6 protein-coding genes are annotated in these 14,944 nt (G+C 68.6%); all 6 read right to left on the reverse strand.

All coding sequences use genetic code 11. The features are described from left to right. Nucleotides 1–572: 572 nt before the first annotated feature. Nucleotides 573–3,302, reverse strand: coding sequence for a glycoside hydrolase family 3 C-terminal domain-containing protein (locus SLW55_RS19170; RefSeq protein ID WP_320745562.1), 2,730 nt, complete (start codon nt 3,300–3,302; stop codon nt 573–575). Further along, on the reverse strand, nt 3,302–6,001 hold the full coding sequence (locus tag SLW55_RS19175) for a glycoside hydrolase family 2 protein (protein WP_295965935.1): 2,700 nt from the start codon (nt 5,999–6,001) through the stop codon (nt 3,302–3,304). Before SLW55_RS19175 ends, SLW55_RS19170 begins: the two co-directional genes overlap by 1 nt. A gap of 16 nt (nt 6,002–6,017) precedes the next feature. Next, nucleotides 6,018–8,510, reverse strand: a complete 2,493-nt coding sequence (locus tag SLW55_RS19180) for a family 20 glycosylhydrolase (protein ID WP_295965938.1) — start codon at nt 8,508–8,510, stop codon at nt 6,018–6,020. Between the two features lie 119 nt (nt 8,511–8,629). Further along, a complete protein-coding gene (locus SLW55_RS19185; RefSeq protein WP_267119017.1) occupies nt 8,630–9,685 on the reverse strand; it encodes a glycosyl hydrolase family 18 protein in 1,056 nt (351 codons plus the stop codon). Continuing rightward, nucleotides 9,682–11,376: an alpha-L-fucosidase gene (locus SLW55_RS19190; protein WP_320745563.1), complete on the reverse strand. Its 1,695-nt coding sequence runs from the start codon at nt 11,374–11,376 to the stop codon at nt 9,682–9,684. Before SLW55_RS19190 ends, SLW55_RS19185 begins: the two co-directional genes overlap by 4 nt. A gap of 99 nt (nt 11,377–11,475) precedes the next feature. Then, nucleotides 11,476–14,136: a TonB-dependent receptor gene (locus SLW55_RS19195; RefSeq protein ID WP_026144664.1), complete on the reverse strand. Its 2,661-nt coding sequence runs from the start codon at nt 14,134–14,136 to the stop codon at nt 11,476–11,478. Between the last annotated feature and the right edge of the window lie 808 nt (nt 14,137–14,944).

Consider the following 14,944-nt stretch of genomic DNA (forward strand, 5'->3'; position numbering starts at 1 on the left):
TCCTGGATGGCAGACACGGTGGACGGAAGGCGCGCGCGCTCGAACCGCACGCCGGGCGGCGTGCGAACAGGACAGAGCGAACGGCGACCGACGCGAGGCGTCTGCCGGCTGGGCGGACCGTTAGATGGCGATCAGTGGCGTGGCGGCGAGTAGCCGGCGATGCACTTGGAGCGCGAACGCAGCGCGCTCAGCTTGTAGCGACGGGTCATGCGCAGCGGCCCCCATGCGTGCCCGCGCGGAACGCGGACGACAGGCAGGGCGCCGGAACTCCGGCGAGGCATCGATCCTGGCTGCGACGACTGCATGACATGGCACATCACCCCTGGAACTGCCCTGGAAAACGCCGCAAATGCTGCGGCGTTCGGCGCGTCTGGCATCGTCGATGCGTGGCACCGACGTGTTATCGATACCTCTGTCCCGGAAGACTGTCAATAGGTCGTGAAAAATAAATTAGCAGGACGCTGCAACGTGCGGGGATGGCGCCCGGCGGCGGCAGCGCGCCGGGCCGTTACGCTGCACCGCCGCATGCGCTGGCGCATTTCGTAGACAGGGGCCGTGGGCGGCCCCGTCGCTCACTTCGGCAGGGCCATGCGCCCGCTGATCGAGAACGCCGCGTCCTCGCCAGGTGCGCCGGTGCCCGGCTGACCACCCCCGACGAACAGCCGGTAGTCGCCGGCCTCGACCGCGCGCTGTCCGCTGCGGTCGACATCGCTGAGTTGGCGCGCATCCAATGCGAAGCTCAGCGTGCGCGCCTCGCCCGGCTGCAGGTGCACGCGCTGGAAGCCGACCAGGCTGCGCAGCGGCGACTGCGCGCGCTGCGGGTACTGCAGGTACACCTGCACCACCTCGTCGCCGGCGCGCGCGCCGGTGTTGCGCACGGTGGCGCTCACCTGCAGCGGCTGGCCGGCCTGCAGCGTCGCGGTCGACAGCTGCGGCGCGTCGTAGGCGAACTGGGTGTAGCTCAGCCCGTAGCCGAACGGGAACAGCGGCTCGCCCTTGAAGTAGCGGTAGGTGCGGCCCTTCATGTCGTAGCTGACGTAGGGCGGCAGGTCCTTGGTCGAGCGGTAGAAGGTCACCGGCAGGCGCCCGCCGGGGTTGATGTCGCCGGCCAGTGCCTGGGCGATCGCGGTGCCGCCGGACTGGCCGGGATACCAGGCGGCGATGATCGCGTCGGCATGCTGCTTGGCCCAGTTCAACGCCACCGCGCTGCCGCTCATCAGCACCACCACCAGCGGTTTGCCGCTGGCCTTGGCCCGTTCCAGCAACGCCTGCTGCGCGGCTGGCAGGGCCAGGTCGTTGCGGTCGCCGCCGTCGAAGCCGGGCACGTCGATGCGCAGTTCCTCGCCTTCCACGTCCGGCGACAGGCCGACGAAGGCCACCACCGCGTCGGCCTGTGCCACCGCGCGTTCGGCCTCGGCCAGCTGCAGCGCCGGCGGCGCCAGCCACTCCAGGCGCAGGCCCTGGTCCTGGCCGCGGTGTTCCAGCTCCAGGCGGATCCGCCGCGGCCGCGCGTCGTCGAAATGCAGCACGGTCTCGACGTTGCGGCCGTCGGCGTTGTGCATGCCGGCCGGCACGTGCTTGTCCTCGGCGTTGCCGGCCACCACCAGCTGGTCGTCGATGTACAGGCGCACCGGGTCGTGGCCGGCGCAATCGAAGCAGCGCGCCACGCGTACCGCCAGGGTGTAGTCGCCCGGGCCGGGCGGCAGCAGTTCGCCGCTCCAGCGCACCGAGTAGCGGTCCTTGTCCACGCCCTTGGCCGGGGCCACGTGGTCCCAGTTGAAGCCGACCACGCGGTCCTGGCGCTGCACGCGCGGCGTGCCGGCCAGGTCCAGGTTGTCGAAGTACTCGCCGCGCAGCCCAGGCTTGCCGTCGCTGCGCAGGGCGGTCTCGGGGATCATGCCGGGCACGCCGGCGGCCAGCGGCGCACCCTGCGCATAGGCGACCTGGGCGGCGCCGAAGCGCGTGCGCAGCCCTTGCAGCGGCGTCACCGGCTGCACCGAGGTGCCCTGGTAATTGGCTTCCAGCGCGGCCAGCGCGTCGGCGTTGGGGCCGAGCACGGCCAGGCGCAGGCCCGGGCGCAGCGGCAGGGTGGCGTCGGCGTTCTTCAGCAGCACCAGCGATTGCTGCGCGGCCTGCAGCGCCAGCGCGCGGTGCGCGGCGCTGTCGATGTCCCTGGCGCCCAGCCGCGCATACGGATCGTTGCGCCGCGGCTGCAGTTCGCCGAGCCGGTAGCGCGCGGCGAACAGGCGCACCAGCGAGCGGTCGAGCAGGGCTTCGTCGGCTTCGCCGCGGTCGAAGGCGATGCCGAGGTCGCGGTAGGCGTAGCCGCAGTTCAGATCGTGCCCGGCCTTGAGCGCGGCCGCGGACGAGCCGGCATTGTCGGCGCGGTAGTAGTGGAACTGGGTCATGTCGTCGATCGCATCGCAATCGGACACCACGAAGCCCTTGAAGCCCCAATCGCCGCGCACGCGGCCGTCGAGCAGCCAGTCGGCGGCGCAGGCGGGCGTGCCGTGCAGCGAGTTGTACGCGCACATCACCGAGCCGGCCTGGCCGTCGACGATGGCGGCGCGGAACGCCGGCGAATAGGTCGCCTCGAAATCGTGCGGCGACACGTCCACGTCGAAACCGTGGCGGCCCGGTTCCGGCCCGCTGTGCACGGCCAGGTGCTTGGGCGTGGCGATGGTGCGCGGATGCGCCGGATCGTCGCCCTGCAGGCCGTGGATGAAGCCGACCGCCAGCCGTCCGGTGAGGTAGGGATCCTCGCCGTAGGTCTCCATGCCGCGGCCCCAGCGCGGGTCGCGGAAGATGTTGATGTTGGGCGACCAGATGGTCAGCCCGGCGTAGCGCGGATGGTCCTTGCCGGGGCCGCCGGCGAGGTTGAACTTGGCCCGCGCCTCGGTGGAGGTGACGGTGCCGACGTCGTGCAGCAGCTCGGCGTTCCAGGTCGCGGCCAGGCCGATCGCCTGCGGGAACACCGTGGCCTCGCCGTTGCGGGCGATGCCGTGCAGGCCCTCGCTCCACCACTCGTAGGCCGGCACGCCCAGGCGCGGGATCGCCGGCGCAGCGTTCATCGCCTGCGCGATCTTCTCGGCGCGGGTCATCTTCGCCACCAGCGCGGCGGCGCGGTCCTCGGCCTCGTCGGCATGGGCGAGCGGGGTGGCGAGCAGGCCGATCGCACACAGCGCCAGGTAGAGGCGCTTTTGTGGGAGGGACTTCCGTCCCGACGCTTTACCGGTAATGCCACGTCGGGACTGAAGTCCCTCCCACAAGGTGACGCCCGCCCGCGACATCGGCTTGCCCATCACTTCGCCTCCGCCGGTTCGGCCGGCGCGCCAGCCATCGTCCCGCCCAGATCGCGCACCTGCAGCGCCGCGCGCACCTGCTCCAGGGTGGCGCTGCTATGCACGCGCACGGTCAGCGGCTCGCCCGGCAGCAGGTCGAAGGCGTTGTCGGACAAGGTCACGTCGAGGTCGCCGAAGCTCAGCCACACCTGCGCCGCAAGCGTGGCGCTGCTCAGGGTCAGCGCGTAGCCGTCGCCATCGGCGCGCAGCTCGCTGCGGATGTCGGCCTGCGGCCACTGCAGGCGCTTGGCCGCGTCGAAGTACACCAGGGTGCGCGACAGCACGCGCTCGCCGTCGAGCAACTCGAACACCGCCACGCTGCGGCGCGGATCGGCGCGGCGCAGCAACTGCGCATCGCTGAAACTGCCCACGCGCACGCTGGACAGCGGCGCCAGGGTCACCGGCTTCTCGGTCTTGCTCAGCACCTTGCCGGACAGGTCCATCACCCGCATGCGCCAGCGCGCGGCCAGCGGCGTGGTGCGGTCGGAAACCAGCGACACGGTGGTCTGGCCCTTGTCGTCGCGCAGTGCGGCGATCAGTTCCGGCGCGTAGAAGCGGCGCGCATGGTACTGCAGCGCCTTCCAGCGGCCGAAGTAGTCCAGGCTCGACCACGACGCGCCGGGCCACACGTCGTTGAGCTGCCAGTACAGCGAGCCCATCGATTGCGGCCGCGAGGCGCGCAGGTGTTCGGCGGCCAGGGTGATGCCCTCGGCCTGCATGATCTGGCTCAGGTAGACGAAGCTGGCGAAGTCCTTGGGCTCGCCGAACGCACGGCGGATGTACAGCAGCAGGCGCTGGTTGCCGTTGCCCTTGTCGAACTTCTGGTGCGCGCGCATCACCGGCGATTCCGGCTGCAGGTCGCCGGGTTCGGCGAAGGCGCGGATGGTGCGCATCTCGGGGAACGACTGCAGGCCGTATTCGGACATGAAGCGCGGGGTCACGTTGAGGTACTCGGTGACCGGCAGCGCCGGGCCGCCCCAGACCTTCCAGTAGTGCATGTCGCCGTCGTCGGGCTGGTCGGCGGCGCCGTCGAAATCGGTGCCCGGCGAGGTCGCCCAGTACGGGGTGTCGCTATCGTACTTCTGCACCGCCTCGCGCAGCACCGTGCCGAACAGCGTGGTCATGCCGCGGACGATGCGTTCGCGCTCTTCCGGGTCGATCGACTGCTTGAACTTGATGCGGTCGCCCCAGTTCTCCCAGCCGGTCTGCACTTCGTTGTTGCCGCACCAGATGACGATGCTGGGGTGATCGCCCAGGCGCCGCACCTGCTCCTCGGCCTCGGCGCGGGTGTTCTCGCGGAACGCGACGTCGTAGGGCGGGATCGCGCCGCCGAACATGAAGTCCTGCCAGATCATGATGCCCAGGCGGTCGGCGTCTTCGTAGAAGCTGTCCGGCTGGTAATGGCCGCCGCCCCACATGCGCAGCATGTTCATGTTGGCGTCGCGTGCGGACTGCAGGAAGCCGCGCATGCGCGCGGCGTCGACGCGGGTGGGGAAGCTGTCGAACGGAATCAGGTTGGCGCCCTTGGCGAACACCGGGATGCCGTTGACCACGAGGGCGAAGCTCTTGCCCCACTGGTCCTTCTCACGGCGCAACTCGACGCTGCGCAGGCCGGTGACGCGCTGCACGTCCAGGCGCTCGCCGGCGGCATCGCGCAGCTGCGCCTTGAACGTGTACAGGTCCTGGCGGCCGTAGCCGGCCGGGAACCAGCGCTGCGGCTTGGCGATGCGTACCGGCACGGTCAGGGTGTTGGCACCTGGATCGACGACCGCGCGCTGGCTGAACTGGCCGACGCGCTGGCCGTCGGGGCCGAGCACGTCCAGGTCCAGTTGCACCTCGCCGCTGCGGCCGGCCTGCACCTGCAGCTGCGCCAGCAGCTGCGCCGCGTCGGCGTCGACGCGCTGCTGGGCGATGCGCAGGCCGTCCACGCGCAGGTCGTCCCAGGCTTCCAGGCGCACGCCCTGCCAGATGCCGGCGGTGACGATGCGCGGGCCCCAATCCCAGCCGAAGTTGTACGGCGCCTTGCGCACGTAGGTGGAGCTGTGCCGCGCCACCGGCTCGTCGCCGAACGCCGAATCGTAGGCGCCGGGCAGCGCGTACGGCTGCTTGGACAGCCACGGCTGGATCTTCTTGATCGGCGAGGCGATGCGCACTTCCAGCACGTTGTCGCCGCGCTTGAGCAGCGGTTTTGCGTCGACCCGCCACTGCCGGAACATGTTGTCGGCGGCGAGCAGCTTCTTGCCGTTGAGGTAGACCTCGGCGAAGGTGTCCAGCCCGTCGAACACCAGTTCCAGGTGCGGGCGCGCCAGCAGGGCCGCGTCGACCTGGAAATGGGTCTGGTACTGCCAGTCGCTGAGCCCGGCCCACTGGATCTGCGCTTCGTTGTCGCGATAGAACGGATCGGGCACCACCCCGGCGGCGATCAGGTCGGTCTGCACCGTGCCCGGCACCTGCGCCGGCAGCCATTGCGCGGCCTTCGGGTGCGCCTTGGCGTTGGCATCGCCCGGCGCCAGCCGCACCTGCCAGCCCTGTTGCAGCGACAGTGTCGCCGGCGCCGCCGCCTGGCCCAGCGCCGGCAAGGCCAGCGCCAGCAGCAGCCCGAGGCGGGCAGGAAGGCGCGTGCGCGACGCGGAACGGGGGCGGCGGGGCGGCTGGGTCATGCGAGGGTCTCCGTGGTCAGTGCGCGGCGGCGGGGGGCGCCTGCGCCGCGGTGTCGATCAGATGGACGGCGCCGATGGCGTAGTACGGGCCGGCGATGGGCGCGGTGGAGCGCAGGCACAGGTCGTGCACGCCGGTCTGCTTGGGCAGACGCGCTTCCAGCGCGAACTGGTCGCCCAGGGTCTTGCCGGCCGGCAGCGGCAGCCGCGCCAGCAGCTTGCCCTTGCAGTCGCCCAGCCGCACTTCGAACTCGCCGCGCGGGCTGTGCGCCGGGTAGCGCTTGACCTTGGCCTGGTCGTGCGCCAGCCCGTAGTTGCGCGCCAGGCGCGCGGCGTCGATGCGGATGCGGTCGATGCCGTCCAGTCGAGCGTCGGCGTAGCGCCAGCAACTGGTGAACAGGTCGATGTTGAACACCGGCGTGTCCTGGTCGGCCAGGTCCGGCAGCAGCGGCACGCGCAGGCCCAGCTCGCCGCCTTCGCACGAAGCCAGGCCCTGGGTATCGCGGCTGAGCAGGTTGGCGCGGTCGAGGATGCGGCTGCGCGGCGCGGCCAGCAGGCGGCCGTCGTCGGCGAAGGTGGCCGCGCGCACGGTGACCGGCAGGGTCACCGCGAACGGCGCGGTGTAGCGCGGCGAATCGGCCTTGGGCTCGCTGCCGTCGGTGGTGTAGCGGAAGCTGCCGAACTTGGCCTGGTTGCCCAGCACCACGGTGGCCTTCCCGCTGTCCAGCGCGGCGTCGTCGCCGCCCTGCACGGCGATGCCCGGGGCGAAGGCGCCGTCGCCGTAGGCGATGCCCTGCAGGCGGTAGCGGTCCAGCTGCGCCGGCATGCGCTGCAGGAAGCCGTTCCAGTCGCGTGCGGCCATCGGCGACCAACCCGCCTCGGCCACCGCGCTCAGTCGCGGGAACAGCGCATGGTCGATATGCCAGGTGGAGGGGATATACTCGCTCCACAGCGCCGCCTGCACGCCGAGCACGTGCTTGCTCTCCTCGGGGCTGAGCGCGGCCGGCACCGGGTCGAAGCCATAGACCTTCTGCAGCGGCAGCGTGGCCAGGCGGCCGTTGGGCTCGTCGTTGCGTGCGCTCTGCAGATTGTCCAGGTACATCCAGCCGGCCGGTGCCAGCACCACGTCGTGGCCTTGCTTGGCGGCGGCGACCGCGCCGTCCACGCCGCGCCAGGACATCACCGACGCACTGGCCGGCAGCCCGCCTTCCAGGATCTCGTCCCAGCCGATCAGGCGCCGCTGGTGCTGGGTCAGGTAGTCGGCCAGCTGCTGGTTGAACCAGCCCTGCAGCGCATGCGCGTCCTTGATGCCGAGCTTGCGCATCTGCGCGCGCACCGCCGGCGAGCGTTCCCACTGATCCTTGACCGCTTCGTCCCCGCCGATGTGGATGTACGGCGAGGGGAACAGCTGCAGCACTTCATCCAGCACGCCGCGGATGAAGGTCATGCTCTTGTCGTTGGTGTTGAACAGGTAGGGATTGACGCCCCAGTCCACCGACACCTTGGGCCGCTGCCGGGTCACCCCGACCAGTTCCGGGTACGCCGCCACCGCCGCCTGCGCGTGCCCGGGCATGTCCAGTTCCGGCACGATGGTGATGTGGCGTTCGGCGGCGTAGGCCACCAGGTCGCGGATCTGGTCCTGGGTGTAGAAGCCGCCGTAGCGATCGGGCAGGCCGTGGGTGCCCGCGCCGGGCGGGGTGCGCCAGGCGCCGATCTCGGTGAGCTTGGGATAGCGCTTGATCTCGATGCGCCAGCCCTGGTCGTCGGTCAGGTGCAGGTGCAGCACGTTGAGCTTGTGCTGGGCCATCGCGTCGAGCAGGCGCTTGACCGTGTCGGGGCTGTGGAAGTGCCGCGCCACGTCGAGCAGCACGCCGCGCCAGCCGAAGCGCGGCCAGTCGCGGATATGCACCTGCGGCACGTCCACCTCGCCCTTGCCGGCGTCGGGGGTCATCAACTGCCAGGCGCTGATCGCGCCGTAGAACAGGCCGCGCTCCTCGCGCGCCTGGATCAGCATGGTGCGCGGGTCCACGTCCAGCGTGTAGCCCTCGGCCTGCGCGACCTCGGTATTGGGATTGAGCTGCAGGCGGATGCTGCCGTCGGCGGGGATGGTCTCCGCACGCACCTCCAGCGACAGGCCGCGGGTCTTGCTCAGCAATTGCGACAGTTGCTGCGCCACGCGCTGCGCGCCGGCGTCGTCGAGGGGCACCGACAGCACGGCGCCGGTGCCGATGGTCAGGGTGCCGCCGTCGCGCTCGGCCTTGGCCGGCGCCGGGATCAACGGCAGCGGCGTCTTGTCGTCGTCGTCATCGTGTCTCGGGGCCGGCGGCGGCGCTGCGGCAGGCTTGGCCGCGGGTGCCGGCGCTGGCGGCGGAGCGCGGTCGCAGCCGCCGAGCAGGCTGCCACAGGCGAGCAGGGACAACCCCAGCCAGGCGTTGCGGGAGGCCGCCGCGATGCGCGCGGCGGCGGGCGTCGGGCGGTGCGGCAATCGGGGGTGTGCACCCACTGCAGTCATCGGTCTACCTCAAGCGATCGAGATGCGTATCGTAGAGGCTGTGAGGTAGCCTGGGGTGAGCGCGGCGCGTTCGCTGCGCGCCGCGTGCCCCTCGTGTCGCATCTCGGTCGTGCGGCCGCTCAGCGCGCCGCGGTCGGCAGTTCGTCCCAGACCTTGGGATCTTCGGCGCCCAGCACCCAGCAGCTGAAGCCTTCCAGGCCGTACTGCTTGGTCAGCTCGTAGCGGGCGCGGAAGCTGCGCGCATCCGGGCGGAACACCCATTCGCGCATGTCGTCGCGGTAGAAGTAGAACCACGACTCCTGCTCCACCGGGTCCCATTGCACGGTGGCGTGCTGCTCTTCCGCCAGCGGGAACGATTCGTCGGCATCGATGTAGTCGGCGGTGATGTTGGAGGCTTCGGTACCGTCGGGCTTGACCGGATTGCCGGTGTACCAGCGGTAGCCGTAGGTGGCGATGCCCAGCGACAGCTTGTCCTTCGGCACCTGGGTCAGCGCGTAGTCCAGGTGCTTCTTCATCCACACCATGCCGTCCACCGGGCCGGGCGCGGTCCAGCGGGTGTGCTGGTCGTAGGTCATCAGGCTGATCAGGTCGGCCGAGGCGCTCAGCGCCTTGAGGTCGTAGGCGCCGCGCCAGTACTCCCACATCCACTTGGCGAAGGCGCCGCCCTCGGCATAGCCGGGTGCGTTCGGCACCACCGCCACCGACAGCTTGAAGCCGGCCTTGTGCAGCGCCTCGGCGGTCTGCTTGACCATCAGCGAGTAGGCGTCGCGGTCGGTCCAGGCGATGCTCTCGAAATCGAACTGGAAGCCGTAGTAGCCGTGCTTGCGGCCGTGGATCAGCAGCGCCTGGATCATGCGTTGCTTGGCGTCCTCGTCGTGCAGCAGCTTGTGGAAGCCCTCGCGGCCGGCGGTCATCGACAGGATCGGCATCACCCGCAGCTTGTGCTGCTTGGCGATCTCGTACAGGTACATGTTCGGGGTGCCGTTGACCAGGCCGCTCTGGTCCACGCCGTACCAGGTCGGCACCACCACGTCGATCTTGTCGAGGTGGGCCAGGAACGAATTGGTCGATTTCTGCGTGTTCATCAGATAGAACAGCGCAGTCGGGTTCTTGGCCATGGCCGGCCCGCAGGCCAGGGCGAGGGCGAACAGCAGCCCGGCGAAACGCTTGATCATCGGGAGGGATCCGTTGGCGGAGTGGGGGAGGACAGGTTGATGCGGAATACGTAGGCGTGTTCGCCCACCGGCTTGGCCGGCAGGCGCAGGTGCAGGCCGTCGGCGCGCTGCTCGAACGGCACCGGCTTGCCGTTGGCGAGTAGGGTGACGCCACGCACGCCATCGGCCGGCTTCAGCGAGCGGATCAGCGCCTGGCCGTCGGCCGGCCAGCCCAGCTCGATCGCGTACAGCGCGCCGTGGCCGGTGGTGAAGCGGAAATCCTCGGGCGTGTACGGCTTGGTCTTGGTGTCCTGGAAGGTGCCGCCGACCACTTCGGTCGGGCCTTCGCCGTAGCTGCGCCACGGCGTGCTGTCGTAGATCGCCTCGCCGTTGGTCTTGAGCCACTTGCCGATCGACAGCAGGATCGCGCGTTCGGTGTCCGGGATCGAGCCGTCGGCGCGCGGACCGATGTTGAGCATCAGGTTGCCGTTCTTGCTGACCACGTCCACCAGCATGTGGATGATGAAGGTCGGCGTCTTGTAGGTGTCGTTCTCGACATAGCCCCACGAGGCGTTGCTGACCGAGGTGTCGGTCTGCCAGTGCGTGGGATGGATGCCGGTGAGCTGGCCGCGCTCGATATCGAGCGTGCCGGCACCTTCGGGGAAGGCGCCGAGCTTGTAGTTCACCACCACGCCGCCCTTGGCCGCGCCGTGGTTGTAGTAGTACGACAGCATGGTCGGCAGGGTGCCGCGGAAGGTCGGGTGCGCGATCCACCAGTCGAAATAGATCAGGTCCGGGTCGTAGCGGTCGATCAGCTCGGTGGTACGCGCCAGCCAGTCGTCCAGCCAGGCCTGCGACACCGGGGTCCAGTCGTTGGTGACGTCGGCGTCGTCCTTGCCCGGCAGGCGGATCTGCGCCGGGCCGTACAGGCCGGCGTAGCGCGGGTCGTTGACGTCCGAGTCGAACTGGCGGCCGCCGTCGAAGAACCAGTCGTGCTCGGCGCGGTGCGAGGACAGGCCGAAATGCAGGCCCTGTGCGCGGATCGCCTTGGACAGCTCGCCGAGCACGTCGCGCTTGGGGCCCATCTTGACCGCGGTCCAGTCCGACAGCTGCGAGTCGTACATCGCGAAGCCGTCGTGGTGTTCGGCCACCGGCACCACGTAGCGGGCGCCGGCATCGCGGAACAGGGTGGCCCAGGCCTGCGGATCGAACTTGGGCGCGGTGAACAGCGGGATCAGGTCCTTGTAGCCGAAGCGCGACTGCGGGCCGTAGGTTTCCCGATGGTGCAGGTAGTCCTTGCTGCCCTGCTGGTACATGTTGCGCGAATACCACTCGTTGCCGAAGGCCGGCACCGAGAACACGCCCCAATGGATGAAGATGCCGAACTTGGCGTTGTCGTACCAGGACGGCGAGCGGTACTGCTTGAGCGAGGTCCAGTCGGGTCGGAACGGTCCGCCGCGCGCGCCATCGTTGGCTTCGCGCACCAGCCGCGCGCGTTCGGGCGCGTACTTGGCGGTGGCCTGCAGCCACTGCTGGTCGATCTGTTCCGGACTGAGGGTGGTGGCGGTGGGCGCGGTCGGCGACGGCGCATCCGCGGCGCCGGCGGGCAGGGCCGTCAGCGCGAGCATGAGGGCCAGCGCGCTGGCCAGGGTCTGGCGTGCGGCTCCGGCGTGGCGGGATCGGTCCGCACTGGGGCGGGTCTCGGTCGTCATGGAACGGCACTCCTTGTTGCAGAAGACGATGCCGGCGCCGCCGCGCCGGACACGAAAAAGCGCGCCACCGTGGAGGGACGGTGGCGCGCCGGTGCTACATCAGAACTTGAAGTTCAGCTGCGCCTGGTAGCCGCGGCCGTTCTTGTACATGCCGATCGGCGCGTACTTGACCTCGTTGTACCAGTAGTACGTCGAGTCGAGCAGGTTGGTCGCGCTGAAGCTCACGCTCATCCAGTCGTTGATCTCGTACGAGGCGGTCAGGTCCAGCTGCTTGTACTCGTCGGTGAACACCTGCGAGTTCAGGCGGCCGACCTGGGTGAAGTACTTGGAGCGGTAGCTGTAATTCAGGCGCACCATCCACGGACCGTTTTCCCAGTAGGGGATCACGTTGTAGGTGTTCTTCGACAGGTACGGCAGGTTCAGGCCGGTGCTGGCGTCGGCGGTGGCGTAGGTGTAGTTCGCCTGCAGACCGAAGCCGTAGCCGAAGGCCTGCTGGTAGTTCAGCGAGGCGCCCTTGACCTTGGCGTCGGAGGCGTTGATCGGCGAGGTCACCGTGAACAGGCCGCTCACGCCGCTCACCGCATCGGTCAGCTGCTGCTGCGAGGTGGTGGTGACGATGTACGAGCTGATGTCGCGATAGAACAGTTCCGCCGACAGCATGCTGGACGGGGCGAAGTACCACTCGGCGGCCAGATCGTAGTTGGTCGACTCGTAGGGCTTCAGGTCCGGGTTGCCGCCGCTTGCGGTCAGGTTGCCGTTGCTGCTGTTGATGGTGAACGAGCCGGCCAGGTCGCCGTAGCGCGGACGTGCCATCACCTTGGCCACGGAGAAGCGCAGCACCTTGTCGGTATCCAGATCGTAGGCCAGGTTGAAGCTCGGCAGCGGCTTGTAGTACTGCTTGCTCACCTGGGTCTGGTTGTAGGTGGCGCCGCCATCGGCGCTCTGCCAGTACAGCGACTTGTCCTTGGTGTCGACATAACGCACGCCCAGGTTGCCGCGCCACGCGCCGGACTCGAAGTTCAGCTGCGCGTACAGGTCGCTGGTGATTTCCTTGACGTCGAACGAGGAGCCGTAGTCGCGGTTGTACGGACCCTGCGGCTGCCCGCGCAGGTAGCTGATCACCGAGTTGAGGTTGGCGGTCGGCCAGTTGGTCAGGTCGCCGCTGGCGCCCAGGCCGTCGTACAGACCGCTCGGGGTGGTGCCGGGGCTGAAGTCGGTCAGCGAAATCGCATTGGTGGTGTTGATGCGGTTGCCGCGGGCGTCGACGCCGTTGTCGTGGTTGATGTACTTGTAGCCGAGCTGCAGCTTGTTCAGCGGGCCCCAGTCCAGATCGCGGGCGGCGTCGAACTGGAAGTACTTCTCCTTGTCCGTGCTCTTGGCGTAGTAGATGCCGCCGGCCTGCATCGCCGAAGCGGCGGTGGAACCGGGCGCCAGGCCGGCCGGCGAACCGACCAGACCCCAGTTGGCGGCGCTGGCGTTGTCGTAGTTGACGTCGGTGTGGCTGCCGTCGTAACCGAAGTTGTAGCCACCGTCCTTCAGCAGGAACTTCATCAGGTATTCGGGGTTCTTGCCGCCGGTGGCCTCGGTGGTGCCGACCTGCGAGGTGAACACCCACTTGTCGCCGTAGAAGTCGTGGCGCAGGTTCAGGCTCTTGGTGGTGACGGTGCTTTCGCGGTAGTTGGTGTCCAGCTGCGCATACGGCTGCTTGCCGTTGCCGGCGCCGTCGGTGACCGTGGCCTGGGTGATGTAGCCGTTCTGCACGGTCGCGCTGGTGATCTTGTCCTGGTCGCCGCAGCCCGGGCAGACGTAGCGCGATTCGCTGAAGTTGTTGTACTTGCCCTTGATGTAGATGCCGGTCAGGTTGAATTCGTTCTGATCGTTCGGCTTCCACTGCAGCGCGCCCTGCAGGCCGTTGCGCTCGCGGGTCTGCTGGAAGAAGGCGCTATTGATGCCCACCGGGATCTTGGCGGTCGCGACGTTACCACCGTCGCCGGAGATGCGCGCGGTCGGCGGGATGCCGGCGCCGGTGTTGTAGCCGAAGAACTCGATGCCGGCGCGCGACAGATCCTGCTTGTCGTGGGTGGCGGAGATCAACGCGCCGAAGGTCTCGTCGTCGTTCTTCCAGCTCCACAGCGCCGAACCGCGCGGATTGCCTTCTTCCGAACGGTCGTTGTAGTTGTAGCCGATCGAGCCGCGGATGGTGTTCTTCGGCAGGTCCAGCGGCTTGCGGGTGTGCACGATCACGGTGCCGCCGATCGAGCCTTCGTCGATGCGGGCTTCCGGGGTCTTGTAGACCTCCATCAGGCCGATGATTTCCGGCGACAGCAGGGTGTAGTTGAAGGTGCGGCCGCTGGTGTCGGTCGGGTTGCCGCCCCAGTCGCCCGAGGCGATGGTCTGGCCATTGAGCAGCACGCGGTTCAGCGCCGGGTCGGTGCCGTTGATGCTGACCTTCTCGCCTTCGCCGAACTGGCGGTCCACGCTGATGCCCGGCAGGTGCGCCAGCGACTCGGCGGCATTGGTGTCCGGGAACTTGCCGATGTCCTCGGCGCTGATCGCATCGACGATGGAGTTGGCCGAGCGCTTCACCGACTGGCTCTTCTCCAGCGAGGCGCGGTAACCGGTGACGGTGATGGCATCCAGCTGCTGGACGTTCTTGGAATCCGCGTTGGCGGAAGCGGGCGCTTCCTGCGCGGCGGCGTTACCGGACAGGTACAGCGCGGCCATGATGCTGAGGGCTAAGGTAGTGGTGCGGCTATTCATTGGCTAAACCTCTGGGTGAGTACTTGGGCATGAGGTGCCAACCGATGTTCCGGCGTGCTGGCCGCTGCCCGGCCTTGTGGATGGCGCCGCGCCTGGTGGCGCTGCGCGGATCGCATCTCGATGCGCGTCGTCCGGTCGCTGACGCGGAAGTAGCCAACCGGCGGCATCGAGGGCGCCAGTCCTTCCTGTGTTCCTGCAGGTAACAACCAAGTCCAGCAATACAGCAGTGCACCTTGTCGCCTGATCCGGACGCCGCTGCGTCCGGCCCGGCTCGGGGCGTGGTTTCGTCGGTTCGGGGATGCCGGTCGCAGCGTCAGCGCGCGTCCTGCCACTTGGCGCGGGAGGAGCGGCGATGCGTCGCTGTGTCTGAATCCCCTGAACGTGGCATGTCTTGAAGTTGTAAAACTTGTGTGAGCCGAGTCTGTCGTAGCGCTGACAGCGTTGTCAACACCCGTTTCACGTGGTTTTGACGAATGCAAGCAAGGCTCGCCGCGGCATCTTTCCGGAGGCTTTCGCGGCCCTTCCGTCGCGTCTCCTAGGTGCTTGTCTACAAAAGAAAACATGCCCGCGGATGGGGGCAGCGGGCCTGCGTTGGCCGCGAGGCCCTGGTGTGGCAAGCGCTGCCGGTTGGCTGGGCGTGTGGCAGAAATTTGTGCAATGCGGCGAAATTTTGCGACGGATGTTCACCCATGCAACGCGCCATGCGATCGACCACTCGAACGGCCGGGCGATCCGGCCGATGAAGTCGCAGTGGTGAAGACAAAACGACAAGCGGGTGAAATTCACCTTGACAACGTTGTCAAGGTGG

Source organism: Xanthomonas sp. LF06-19, from assembly GCF_034105425.1.
Taxonomy (GTDB): Bacteria; Pseudomonadota; Gammaproteobacteria; order Xanthomonadales; family Xanthomonadaceae; genus Xanthomonas_A; species Xanthomonas_A sontii.